General features: G+C 73.5%; 9 protein-coding genes and 1 pseudogene. All 10 read left to right on the top strand.

Features of this window, described 5'->3' with window-relative positions:
- The first annotated feature begins 182 nt into the window (after positions 1-182).
- Entirely contained in the window at positions 183-1,019 is an 837-nt protein-coding gene (locus FF36_RS23905; protein WP_044887411.1) for an SDR family NAD(P)-dependent oxidoreductase, read from the top strand.
- Between the two features lie 455 nt (positions 1,020-1,474).
- A complete protein-coding gene (gene hpnC / locus FF36_RS23900) occupies positions 1,475-2,467 on the top strand; it encodes a squalene synthase HpnC (RefSeq protein ID WP_044887410.1) in 993 nt (330 codons plus the stop codon).
- Entirely contained in the window at positions 2,464-3,375 is a 912-nt protein-coding gene (gene hpnD, locus FF36_RS23895) for a presqualene diphosphate synthase HpnD (RefSeq protein ID WP_044887409.1), read from the top strand. The genes hpnC and hpnD overlap by 4 nt, the downstream gene beginning before the upstream one ends.
- A pseudogene (gene hpnE / locus FF36_RS23890) lies at positions 3,372-5,046 on the top strand (hydroxysqualene dehydroxylase HpnE); the annotation flags it as partial. The gene hpnD and the pseudogene hpnE, both read left to right, overlap by 4 nt.
- 82 nt (positions 5,047-5,128) lie before the next feature.
- A complete protein-coding gene (locus tag FF36_RS23885; RefSeq protein ID WP_044887407.1) occupies positions 5,129-6,145 on the top strand; it encodes a polyprenyl synthetase family protein in 1,017 nt (338 codons plus the stop codon).
- Between the two features lie 325 nt (positions 6,146-6,470).
- Positions 6,471-8,468: terpene cyclase/mutase family protein (locus tag FF36_RS23880; RefSeq protein ID WP_242422791.1), on the top strand; the 1,998-nt coding region annotated here is incomplete at its 5' end.
- The gene (gene ispH / locus FF36_RS23875; protein WP_044887405.1) at positions 8,465-10,414 is read left to right on the top strand and encodes a 4-hydroxy-3-methylbut-2-enyl diphosphate reductase; all 1,950 of its coding nucleotides are present in this window, start codon (positions 8,465-8,467) and stop codon (positions 10,412-10,414) included. The genes FF36_RS23880 and ispH, both read left to right, overlap by 4 nt.
- Before the next feature lie 94 nt (positions 10,415-10,508).
- Positions 10,509-11,057 (top strand): PaaI family thioesterase, encoded by a 549-nt coding sequence (locus tag FF36_RS23870; protein WP_044887404.1) that lies wholly within the window; start codon positions 10,509-10,511, stop codon positions 11,055-11,057.
- 378 nt (positions 11,058-11,435) lie between these two features.
- The gene (gene hpnH / locus FF36_RS23865; RefSeq protein ID WP_009740212.1) at positions 11,436-12,440 is read left to right on the top strand and encodes an adenosyl-hopene transferase HpnH; all 1,005 of its coding nucleotides are present in this window, start codon (positions 11,436-11,438) and stop codon (positions 12,438-12,440) included.
- A 366-nt stretch (positions 12,441-12,806) separates the two neighbouring features.
- On the top strand, positions 12,807-13,049 hold a 243-nt coding region (locus FF36_RS23860), incomplete at its 3' end, for a DUF4277 domain-containing protein (RefSeq protein WP_199865480.1).

Genomic DNA, 13,049 nt, shown 5'->3' with positions numbered 1-13,049 from the left:
CCATCGAGTGTGGTCGAAGCGGTGGTCCGACGGGAGAGCTCGTGCCATCGGACCATGCCGATCATGCTCGGTCGGGCCACCTCGCGACGCGGGGCGAGATGAGTGGGGAAAGCAGCAGGTGACGTGCAACCAGTGCCCGCGGGGGAGAACTGCGTGAAAGGAACGACCGGAAGTGGTGTGTCATGAGCACACGGTCCCGGCCTGCTTTCCGTGAGGGAGGGTTGACCGTCCTCACCAACCGGACCGCGCGAACGGGCACAGCCCCCGCCACCTGGCCGCCTCGAACGGCCGTCGTGACCGGCGCATCCAGCGGCATCGGCCGGGAGGCCGCCCTGCTGCTGGCCGCCGGCGGCTGCCGCTCGCTGTTGGTCGGCCGTAACGGCGCGGCGCTGGATGAGGTCGCCGCCGCCACGGAGGGTCACCGCATCTCCGTCGACCTGTCGGCCGCCGGCTCGGAGGTGGCGGTCGCCTCCCGGGCCAGTGAGCTGCTCGGCGACGTCGATCTGCTGGTGTGCTCGGCGGGGCTCGGCGCCGCCGGCCCGTTCGACGTGATGTCGCCGGAGGCGATCGCGGAACTCGTCGCGGTCAACGTCCTGTCGCCGATGGCGCTGGTCAGGGCCATGCTGCCGGCCATGCTCGATCGTGGGCAGGGGCGCATCCTGATCGTCGGCAGCATCGCCGGTGCGCTCGGCGTGCGCGGCGAGGTGGCCTACTCCGCGACGAAGGCGGCGATGGTCGGCTTCGCGGACGCGTTGCGGGCCGAAGTCGCCGGACGTGGCATCACGGTGACGTTGTGTTTACCTGGCGTCGTAGACACCCCGTTCTTCCACCGCCGCGGGGCGCCGTACGTTCGGCGATGGCCGCGGCCGATCCCGGCCGCGCTGGTCGCCGAGCGCATGCTGGCGGCGGCGGGACGGGGCAGCGCGGAGGTCTGGGTGCCAGGTTGGCTGCTCGGCGCGGTGCGGATCCACGGCGCGGTGCCGTCGCTGTACCGCAGGTTGGCGGGTGTCTTCGGATGATCCGGTACCGGGAGCGTGCTGCCGGCTGGCCTGTGTCGCCAATTGGGGGTGAGTGACACCGACCACAGCTCCGGCGGCCTTCGGGCCGTCGGCGGCAGACGCGCCGGGTGGGGCCGGCGGCGCATGGCGCCGTCGGCCCCGCGCCGCCGGAACCCCGGGTGGCACCATGGCGCGCCTGCCAGGACCGGTCGCCTGAGCCGGTCCGTCCGGACCTGCGGAGCAGGTCCGCGTGAGGCGCGCCCATGACCTCCGGTGCGAACGGGCGCCCTGGTCCCGTCGGCGGACCGGGTCGTCGCCAGCGCAGAACCCGCCGAGCCTCGGCGCTGCCCCAAGGTCCTGGCGCCGACCAAGGTCCCGGCGCTGTCCAGGTTTCTGGCGCCGGCCGCGGCCTCCGCGGGGACCCCCATCCCGGCACACCGCGCCCGGAGTGCAGACCGTCATCGAAGGAGAGGCGTATGACCGCCATCGACGCCCCAACCGGCCCACCACGCACGCCTGCGCTGTCGGGCGCGACGGGCCTGTCCACTCCCGCCGAACACCTCCTGCGCGCCGCGCCGGCGGAGAACTTCCCGGTCTCGCCGATCGTGCTGCCCGCGGCCGTGCGCGCCCACTTCAACGCCCTGTACGCCTTCAGTCGGTTCGTCGACAACATCGGCGACGAGGCCGCGGGCGATCGGCTGATCCTGCTCGACCGCCTCGCCGACGATCTGTCGGTGATCTGGGCCGGCGGTGAGCCGGAGCTCCCCGTCCTGCGCCTGCTCGCGCGCACGGTGCACACCTGCGACCTGCCCGCCGAGCCCTTCGAGCGGCTCGTCGAGGCCAACCGCCAGGACCAGCGGGTCACCCGCTACGAGACGTTCGACGACCTGGTCCGCTACTGCACCCTGTCGGCCGATCCGGTCGGCCGGATGGTGCTCGGCGTGTTCGGGCTCGCCACCCCCGACCGGGTCGTGCTCTCCGACCGGGTGTGCACCGCGCTGCAGCTCGCCGAGCACTGGCAGGACGTCGCCGAGGATCTCGCCGCCGGGCGCATCTACCTGCCGCAGGAGGACCTCGACACCTTCGGGGTCACCGAGGACGACCTGCGGGCGAAGGTGGCGAGCCCGGCGGTGCGCCATCTGATGGCCTTCGAGGTCAGCCGCGCCCGCACCGTGATCGACCAGGGCGCGCCGCTGGTCTCGATGGTGCCGGGCAGACTGAGGCTGGCGCTGGCCGGCTTCGTCGGCGGCGGCCGCGCGGCGCTCGACGCGATCCGCCGCGCTGGCTACGACGTGCTCGGCGGCCCGCCCAAGGCACCCAAGCCGCGGATGGCACGCTTCGCTCTGGTGGCGCTCGCGCAGTCGGTGGCTCCGGGAGCGCCGGCGGCGGCCCGCACCGCCGCGGCGGTGGCGACCGCGACCAGCGCGACCGGCGTCGCGGCCCGACGCGGCTCGGAGGAGGGTCGATGAACAGCCCGGCGTCGAACTCGGCGCGCCGGCCGACCGTGGCCGAGGCGTACGCCGCCTGCGAGGCTCTGACCAAGGAGGCGGCGCGGAACTTCTCGTACGGCATCCGGCTGCTGCCCCCGGAGAAACGGGGCGCGCTCAGCGCCGTCTACGCGCTGGCCCGCCACCTGGACGACATCGGTGACGGGGACCTGCCGGCCGAGGAGAAGCTCGCCGGGCTGGCCCAGGTCCGGGCCGAGGTCAACAACCTGGGCGCGGGTAGCTCCGACCCGATGTACGTCGCCCTCGACGACGCCGCCCGGCGCTTCCCGATCCCGCTGGAGGCGTTCATCGAGCTTGCCGACGGCGTCGAGAGTGACGTGCACGGCACCACGTACGACACGTTCGACGACATGGTCGGCTACTGCCGGCTCGTCGCCGGCACGATCGGCCGGCTCTCGCTGGGCATCTTCGGCACCGAGCAGGCGGCCTCCGACCGCTCCGCCCCGGCCATCGCCGACGCCCTCGGGGTGGCCCTGCAGCAGACGAACATCCTGCGCGACGTCCGCGAGGACCTGCTCGGCGGGCGTATCTACCTGCCGGCGCAGGAGCTCAAGGCCGCCGGGATCGAGCTCGCCGTGGACGCCAGCGGTCGTCTCGGCGGGCCGCCGACGGCACTGCTGGGCTACCTGCGGTCCTCGGCGCAGCGGGCCGAGGAATGGTACGACCGCGGCATGGTGCTACTCGACCTGCTCGACCGGCGCAGCGCGGCCTGTTGCGGCGCGATGGCCGGCATCTACCTGCGGCTCAACCGGCGGATCAAGAACGAACCGGCTGCTGTGCTGGACCGTCGGCTGGCGCTGCCGGGGTGGCAGAAGGCGGTCGTCGCCGCCCGCAGCCTCGCCGGGCGACCGGAGACGAGCGCCGCATGACTTCCGGGGCACGCGGGATGGGCGAGGCGGCCGGGGTGGCCGGCGCGGCTGTGGCGGCGGGTCGGGACGAGTCCCGACCACACCTGGTCGTCGTCGGCGGCGGTCTCGCCGGGATGGCCGCGGCGCTGCTCGCCGTGGACAGCGGCGCGCGGGTGACGCTGCTGGAGGCCCGGCCGCGCCTGGGCGGCCAGACGACGTCGTTCCGGCGGGGAGACCTGTGGATCGACACCGGTCAGCACGTGTTCATGCGCTGCTGCACCGCCTATCGCGGGCTGCTGGCGCGCCTCGGGGTGGAGCACCTGACCACCCTGCAGCCCCGCCTGGACGTCCCGGTGCTCCTCGGGGACTCGCTCACCCGGACCCGGCTGCGGCGCACCAGCGTGCGCCTGCCCGCGCCGCTGCACCTGGCCCCGGCGCTGCTGGGCTACCGGGCACTGCCGCTCGCCGAGCGGCTGCGTGCCGGGCTCGCGGCCTTCCAGCTCGGCCGCCTCGACCAGCGCTCCGCGGCGGTGGACGAGCGGTCGTTCGGTGCGTGGCTGACCAGCCACGGCCAGGGCCCGGCAGCGACGAAGGCGCTGTGGGAGCTGCTGACCGTGGCGACGCTGAACGCGCCGGCCGCCGAGGCCTCGCTGGGCCTGGCGGCGAAGGTCGTGCGCACGGGCCTGCTGGACGGCGCCGACGCCGGCGACCTCGGCTGGGCGGAGGTCCCGCTGGCCCGGCTGCACGGCGACGCGGCGATGGCCGCCCTGGCCGCAGCCGGCGCCGACGTGCACCTGGGGGCCAAGGTCCGCGCCATCACCGCCGCGGGCGGCGGCTGGGAGCTCGCGGTCACCGCCGGCGGCACCAACCGCGGCGAGGCGGTGCCCGGCACCGACGCCGCGGGCAGGCTGCGCGCCGACGCCGTGGTCCTCGCGGTGCCGCCACCGGCGGCGGCGGACCTGCTGCCGGCCGGCGCCGGCCCGCGGCCCGAGCGGCTGCGCGAGCTGGGCGACTCGCCGATCATCAACGTGCACATGATCTATCCACGGCAGGTGATCGAGGGGCCGTTCCTGGCCGTCGTCGACTCGCCGATCCAGTGGATCTTCGACCGGACGATTTCCTCCGGCCTGGCCGCCTCGGGCCCGCCGGGTGCCCAGTACCTGGCGCTGTCCCAGTCGGCTGCCGAGCCGTGGATCGACCGGTCGGCGAACGAGCTGCGCACGTTGTTCGTCGACGAGATGGCCCGGCTGTTCCCGGCCGCCCGCGCGGCCGCGCCGCTCGAGGTCTTCGTGACCCGGGAGCGCACGGCCACCTTCCGGCAGGCGCCCGGTTCGCTCGCATTGCGTCCGGGTACCTCGACCGGACTGCCCGGCTTTGCTCTGGCCGGCACCTGGACCGACACCGGGTGGCCAGCGACCATGGAATCTGCTGTGCGTAGCGGACTCGCTGCAACCCGTGAGAGCCTGGCCGGCATGGGGGTCGTCGTCAACGGGTTGGCCGGGTCCGCCGGGGGAGACCGGGGGGCCGCCGGACCATCACCGACATCGGCTCGCGCCCTTCCGCGGCAGGGCGCCGACGGGGCGTCCGCCACGAGCACCACACCTTCATCAGACCCATCGCTTGTGCTGGATACAGCGGTTGCACCGAATGCATCGGATTCGTCGGATTCTCCGGATCCACGGGGGGAGAACANGGTGACCGCCGCAACGAAGGCGGTCACCGGGCCGGTGCCCACCGGCCAGCCAGGGCACTCATCCACAGGGGGATTCCCGGTATGACCATGACGGTTCCGGATGCGATCGAGCGGGGGCGGACCCTCACCGTGCCGGCGCTGCGCGCCGTGGTGGACCGCCTGCACCCGCGCCTTCGCCACGTCGTCGCCTACCACCGCGGCTGGGTGGACGCCGCCGGCGAACCGCTGCCCGGTGGCGGCGGCAAGCTCGTGCGCCCGGCGTTGGCGCTGCTGTCCGCCGAGGCGGCCGGCGCGCCGGCGGAGGTCGGCCTGCCGGCCGCGGTTGCCGTCGAGCTCGTGCACGACTTCTCGCTGCTGCACGACGACCTGATGGACGGCGACACCGAGCGCCGCCACCGGCCCACGGCCTGGACGGTCTTCGGTGCCGACGGCGCGATCCTGGCGGGCGACGCCCTGCTGGGGCTCGCCACCCAGGTCCTGCTGGAGGTCGAGGGGGACGCCGCGCGGCGCGCGGCGCTGATCCTCGGCGCCGGCGTCCAGGACCTGGTTCGCGGCCAGGCCGAGGACCTGATGTTCGAAAGCCGGTCCGACGTCACCGTGGCCGACACGCTGCGGATGGAGGACGGCAAGACCGGCGCGCTGCTGGCCTGTTCGGCGTCGCTCGGCGCCGTGCTCGCCGGCGCCGCCGACGAGATGGTCGACGCGCTCGCCGAGTACGGCTCCCGCCTCGGCACGGCCTTCCAGCTCATCGACGACCTGCTCGGCATCTGGGGCGACCCGGCGGTCACCGGCAAGCCGGTGCTGTCGGACCTGCGTTCCCGCAAGAAGTCCGTGCCGGTGGTGGTCGCGCTGGAGGCCGGCGGCGGCGCCGCCGAGGAACTGCGTGCCTTCCTCGTCGGCACCGGGGAGTCGAGTGAGGCGGAACTCGCGCACATCGCCGAACTGGTCGAACAGGCGGGCGGGCGGGACTGGACCACCGCCGAGGCCGACCGGCAGCTCAAGGCGTGCGAGAACGTGCTGCGCTCGCTGTCGATGCCGGCCGCGGTCGAGGCGGAGCTGCTCGCCCTCGCCCGCTTCGTGACCGAGCGCGATCGCTGAGGAGGCCGCAGGTGAGCACAGGCGCCCATGCCGCCTGGTCCACCCGCCGCCCCGTACCAGGCCGGGGTGATGCCGGGAGGCCGGGCGGCGCCCCGCCACGGCTCGACCGGCGGGCGGCCCCACCGGGCCGCCGCGACGCCGGACAGACCGGCGATCAGCCTGGTGATCGCCCGCTTGACCATCGCACGTACGACGAGGGGAGTCGTCGATGAGCCTGACCTCGGACCCGTCCCCGGCTGCTCCGACTGCCGAGAAGAGCCCGAAGCGGCCCACCATCCCGGTGCCCGCCACGGCCGACGCCTACGGGATCTCCCGGTCCTCACCNCCGCTGCCCGCCGGTACCGGCAGGCCGCACACGGCCGGCCCGATCAACGCGGGCGTCGCCGCGGCCCGCGCGCGGGACCATCTCCTCGCGCTGCAGTCGGATGAGGGCTGGTGGAAGGGCGACCTCGAGACGAACGTCACGATGGACGCCGAGGACCTGTTCATGAAGCAGTTCCTCGGCATTCGCGGCGACGACGAGACCGAGCAGACCGCCCGCTGGATCCGTTCCCAGCAGCTCGCGGACGGCGGCTGGCCCACTTTCTACGGCGGCCCGGCCGACCTGTCCACCACCATCGAGGCGTACATCGCGCTGCGCCTCGCCGGCGACGCGGTCGACGCCCCGCACATGGCGCGGGCCGCGGAGCTCGTGCGCGCGCAGGGCGGGGTGGCCGCCTCCCGGGTGTTCACCCGGATCTGGCTGGCGGCGCTCGGCCAGTGGTCCTGGGACGACGTGCCGGTCATCCCGCCGGAGCTGATCTTCCTGCCGTCGTGGATCCCGCTGAACGTCTACGACTTCGCCTGCTGGGCGCGCCAGACGATCGTCGCGCTGACGATCGTCGGTTCCCTGCGGCCGTCGCACGACCTCGGCTTCACCATCGACGAGCTCAAGGTGCCGGCGGCGGGGCGCAAGCCGGCCCCGCTGCGAAGCTGGGAGGGCGCCTTCGAGCGACTCGACAAGCTGCTGCACCGCTACGAGCGCCGGCCGATCAAGCTCCTGCGCACCCTGGCGCTGCGGCGGGCCACCGAGTGGGTCGTCGCCCGGCAGGAGGCCGACGGGTGCTGGGGCGGCATCCAGCCGCCCTGGGTCTACTCCGTCATGGCGCTGCACCTGATGGGGTACCCGCTGAACCACCCGGTGATCGCCACCGCGTTTCGCGGAATGGAGCGGTACGTGATCCGCCGGGACACCCCGGAGGGTCCGATCCGCCAGATCGAGGCCTGCCAGTCGCCGGTCTGGGACACCGCGCTCGCGGTCGTCGCGCTGGCCGACGCCGGCGTCCCCGGCGACCATCCGGCGATGGTGAAGGCCGGCCGGTGGCTGGTCGACGAGGAGGTCCGGGTCGCCGGGGACTGGGCGGTGCGCCGCCCCGAGCTCGCCCCCGGCGGCTGGGCGTTCGAGTTCGACAACGACTTCTACCCGGACGTCGACGACACCGCCGAGGTGGTGCTGGCGCTGCGGCGGCTGCTCGGCGCGGGGCACGTCGCCCCGCCGGCATCCCGGCAGGGCCGCGCCGAGGCCCCCTCGGTGAACACCGTCGAGGACGCGGACCCGCGGCTGGCCGCGGCGATGCGCGCGGCGGCGGCCCGCGGGGTCGACTGGAGCGTCGGGATGCGCTCGTCGAACGGCGCCTGGGGTGCCTTCGACGCGGACAACGTCCGGACGCTCACCACGAAGATCCCGTTCTGCGACTTCGGCGAGGTGGTCGACCCGCCGTCGGCGGACGTCACCGCGCACATCGTGGAGATGCTGGCCGACCTCGGCCGCTCCGACCACCCGATCACCCAGCGGGCGGTGCAGTGGCTGCTGGACAACCAGGAGCCGGGCGGCTCCTGGTTCGGCCGGTGGGGCGTCAACCACCTCTACGGCACCGGGGCGGTCGTGCCGGCGCTGATCGGCGCCGGGGTGCCCACCGACCACCCGGCGATCACCGCCGCGGTGCGGTGGCTGCTCGAGCACCAGTCGCCCGAGGGCGGCTGGGGCGAGGACCTGCGCTCCTACACCGACCCCGCCTGGATCGGCCGGGGCGAGCTCACCGCGTCGCAGACGGCGTGGGCGCTGCTCGCGCTGCTGGCGGTGGACCCGCACAGCCTGGCCGTGAAGCGCGGGGTGCGCTGGTTGTGCGAGACCCAGCGGCCGGACGGCACCTGGGACGAGCCCTACTTCACCGGCACCGGTTTCCCCGGCGACTTCTCCCTGAACTACCACCTGTACCGGCTGGTCTTCCCGCTGACCGCGCTCGGCCGGTACGTGGGCCTGACCGGGGTGGCCACACCATGAGCACCTCCACCTCCCCGGGCGGCGACGGGACCGCTCCCGACGCTGTCGTGACCCCCGCCGACCGCACGGCCCCGGCGGCCGCGGCGGGGGGACCCGCCGTGATCCCCAACCAGGACCCGGCGTCGCCGTCGGTCCCCTCGTCCGCCGGGGCGCGCCGGCCGGGCGCGCCGGCCGCGTTGCCGCTCGTCGCCGCGGCGGGCCGCGGCGGCTCGGCGAGCGTCGCGACCGCGCCGGCACCGGCGGGCGCAGGCCCGGCCGCGGTGGGCCCGTCCGCCGCGGTGGGCTCGTCCGCCGGGGCGCCGGCCGGCGGCGTGCAGGCGCCGCCGCGGCCCGCCGAGCCGGCCGCGCCCGTGGCCCGGCCCCGCCGCCGCGGGCGGCTCGTGGTCGCGACGGCGCTGCGCTTCGAGGCGATGGCGGCCGGCCGGTCCGGCCTGCCCTCGGACACCGTCATGGTGCGCACCGGGATGGGCCCCGACAAGGCGGGCCGAGCCGCCCGGGTGGTCCGTCAGGCGCGCCCCGACGCCGCCGCCATCGTGGGCCTGTCCGGCGGCCTCGCCCCCGGGATCAAGCCCGGGGACATCGTCGTCGCCAGCGAGGTCCGCGCCGCCGACGGTTCGGTCGCCGCCCGCTGCGCGTCCGCCCCGCTGCTGGCCGGTGACCTGCGCCGGCTCGGCCTGACCGTCCACGTCGGCCCGATCGTCACCGTGGCGAAGGTCGCCACCGGCGACGAGCGCACGCGGCTCGCCGCCACCGGCGCCATCGCGGTCGACATGGAGAGCGCCCCGATCGCCGCGGGGGTCGGGGACGTCCCGTTCGCCGCGGTGCGGGTCATCGTCGACACCGCCGACGAGCCGCTTGGCCGCCTCGACCTGGTCCGCCGCGGCGTGCTGGGCCTGCGCACGATGCGCCGGCTCGGCCTGCCGATCGGCGCCTGGGCAGCGGCGGTGGGCCGGCGCACCGTGCTGCTCGCCGAGCCGCGGGCGTTCTGCGCCGGGGTCGAGCGCGCCATCGAGGTCGTCGAGCGCGCCCTGGAGCTCCACGGCGCGCCGGTCTACGTCCGCAAGCAGATCGTGCACAACTCCCACGTGGTGGCCGACCTCGCCGCCCGCGGAGCAATCTTCGTCGAGGAGCTCGACGAGGTGCCCGCCGGCGCGACCGTGGTCTTCTCCGCGCACGGAGTGGCCCCGGCGGTGTGGAACCAGGCCGACGGGCGCCAGCTCTCCGTCATCGACGCGACCTGCCCGCTGGTCGAGAAGGTGCACGCCGAGGCCCGCAGGTTCACCTCCCGAGGCGACACCGTGCTGCTCATCGGCCACTCCGGTCACGAAGAGGTCGACGGCACGCTGGGCGAGGCGCCCGGGCGCATCCGGCTGGTGCAGTCGCCCGAGGAGGTCGACTCCCTCGACGTCCCCGACCCCGAGCGGGTCACCTACCTCATGCAGACCACGCTGGCGATGGACGAGGCCGAGGAGGTCGTCGACGCGCTCAAGGAGCGCTACCCGGCGATCGTCGGCCCCGGGTCCGCCGACATCTGCTACGCCACGTCCAACCGGCAGAACGCGGTGCGCAAGGTCGCCCAGGAGGCGCAGCTCGTCCTCGTCGTCGGGTCGGCCAACAGCGCGAACTCGGTGCGGCTGGTGGAGGTCAGCCGGCGCGACGGGGTGGCCTCCCACCTCGTCGAGAACGTCGGCGACGTGGAGCTGTCCTGGCTGGACGGGGTGGAGACGGTCGGCATCTCCGCCGGCGCCTCGGCCCCGCCGTCACTGGTGGAGGAACTCACCGCCGCGCTGTCCGGTCTCGGCACGACGGACGTGACCACCCGATCCGTCGGTACCGAGACGGTCGCCTTCCACCTGCCCAAGGAGCTGCGCCGCGCCGGCGCCACTGCGGCCGGCGCCACTGCGGCCGGCGCCGCCTCGCCGGCGCACGTACCCGGCTCGTCGTAATCCGACTCGCGGTCCCGACCGCCGGTTGCCCGACCGCTCGGCGGGGATCGCCGTGCGCGATCCCCGCCCCCGGCGTCTCCCTAGGCTGCTGACCATGACCGCGATGGAATCCGCGCCCGCCGTTCCCGAGCCCGACCCCGCGCTGTGGGGCGAGCCGCGTAGCAAGTCCGTCACCTGGTACGACCCGATCCGGGTCGCGTCGGCCGCAGCCACCCTGAGCGGCCTGGAGTTCCTGACCGCGATGCGCGACGGCCATATCCCGCCGCCGCCCATCTCCCGGCTGTTCGACTTCCGGCCGGTCGAGGTCGCGCGCGGCGACGTGGTGTTTACCTGCCAGCCTGACGAGTCGGCGTACAACCCGATCGGCCTGGTCCACGGCGGCCTGCTCTGCACGATCCTCGACACCGCGGCCGCCTGCGCGGTGCAGACCACGCTCGACGCCGGCGTCGCCTACACCTCGATCGAGATCAAGGTGAACTACCTGCGGCCGGTGCGGATCGCGGCGGGCCGGCCCAACCGGCTGACGGCGCACGGCTGGACCACGAGGCCGGGGCGCCGGGTGGCCTTCGCCGAGGGGGACGTCCGCGACGACGACGGCAAGATTGTTGCCACGGCCAGCAGTAGCTGCCTGATCCTCGCCTGAGACGGCTCCGGTCGCCGGGAACCCCAAGGTGTGTGACGCTGCGTGACGGGTCAGTGTCGTCGCCGGCATCCCGTCGTCCGGCCAGTGGAACCTGCGGGCGAGTTGGAGGTTGTCCCCACACCTCCGACGCCTCGTCGAAGGTTGACGATGCGAGGCCGGTGGAGGCCGTCATCGGCGTCATTGAGCCGTCGAGCGAGGGCTCTGACCTGGCCGAATACGTTCCGCGACCGGCTGCTCGGACGGTCGGGTCGGCTACGGGACACGGCTGTGCGACAGTTCATCGCTCGATCCACATGCAGGCTGTACGTACAGCCTGTATGGTCAGTGCAGAGATCATCGGTCATCCCACCGGCGACCTGAGGAGAGGGGAGCTACGCCGTGGCGGTCGAGTGGCGGTACCAGCTCCGTATCGGTACCTACCTGGCGAAGCAGAAACTGCGGCGCCGCAAGCACTTCCCGCTCGTGTTGGAGCTGGAGCCACTGTTTGCCTGCAACCTGTCCTGCACGGGCTGTGGGAAGATCCAGCATCCGGCGTCCGTCCTGAAGCAGCGGATGAGCCCCGAGGACGCGCTTGCCGCGGTCAAGGAGTGTGGCGCTCCGGTCGTGGCGATCGCGGGCGGTGAGCCGCTCATGCACCCGCAGATTCACGAGATCGTGAACGAGCTGGTGAAGCGCAAGAAGTTCGTGATCCTGTGCACGAACGGCCTGCTGCTGCAGAAGAAGCTCAAGAACTTCACCCCGTCGCCCTACTTCACCTTCGTGCTGCACATCGACGGGCTGCGCGAGCGGCACGACTCGGTGGTGGAGAAGGAGGGCACGTTCGACGAGTGCGTGCGGGCCTTCCACGCGGCGAAGGCGGCCGGCTTCCGGGTCGGCACCAACTCCACGTTCTTCAACAACGACAGCCCGCAGGACGTCATCGACATCCTGACCTTCCTCAACGACGACCTCAAGGTCGACCAGATCCAGCTCTCGCCGGGTTACGCGTACGAGAAGGCTCCGGACCAGGAGCACTTCCTCGCCGTCCAGGAGACCCGCGAGATGTTCGGGAAGGTCTTCGCGGAGGGCCGGCGCAAGAAGTTCCGGCTCAACCACTCGCCGATCTTCCTGGACTTCCTCGAGGGGAAGAAGGAGCTCGACTGCACCGCCTGGGGCATCCCGAGCTACTCGCTGTTCGGCTGGCAGAAGCCCTGCTACCTGATGAGCGACGGGTACGTCTCCTCCTACAAGGAGCTCGTCGAGACCACCGACTGGGACTCCTACGGTCGCGGCAAGGACCCGCGGTGCGCGAACTGCATGGCGCACTGCGGCTACGAGACCTCGGCCGTGCTGGCGACGATGGGCTCGCTGAAGGAGTCCATCCGCGCCGTCCGCCAGGTCTGACGGTCTGACCCGGCGGCGGCCCTCCCGCCGCCGTACAGCCTGCACGACGAAACGCCGCCCCGACCGCTCCCACGGTCGGGGCGGCGTTTGGCGTTTGCGGGAGGCTGCGTGGGAAGCCGGCTACAGGGGTCCTTCTGGTGGGCATCGCGTCCGGTTTGTCTCCACAGAGAGACCCGCCTGGACCCTTGCCCCTGCAGCCCCCTGCGCGCGTCGTTCCCGTTCTCGGGTTGGCGGAGGGGGCTGTGGCCGCGGCGGCTAGCCCTGTCCTTCGCACGTTCGTGCGATGTGACAGTTCCGTGATCTTTTGGTTGTTCCGTGTCGGGTTTGCCGNGGGGTGGAGTGGTGGGCCTGGCACGGTTCCCGCCTGTGACGGTCGTGGCGGGTTATGGACCTCCGAGCGTGGAGAAGATGCTCGGCGCGCTGCCGGTCGTGCGGGACTTCCTGCGCCGGCTTGGGGTGGCCAGCGTCGTCGACCGACTCTGCCCGGTCCGCGAGGACGCCCGGCTGACCCACGGCCAGGTCATCGAGGTCCTCATCGCCAACCGGTTGACCTGCCCGACCGCGATGGTCCGGGTCGCCGACTGGGCGGCGGCCTGGGCGGTCGAGGAG

This window comes from Frankia torreyi (assembly GCF_000948395.1).
GTDB classification, from domain to species: domain Bacteria; phylum Actinomycetota; class Actinomycetes; order Frankiales; family Frankiaceae; genus Frankia; species Frankia torreyi.
The sequence above is the reverse complement of the archived record's forward strand: the minus strand, read 5'-3'. Positions and strand labels throughout refer to the sequence as shown.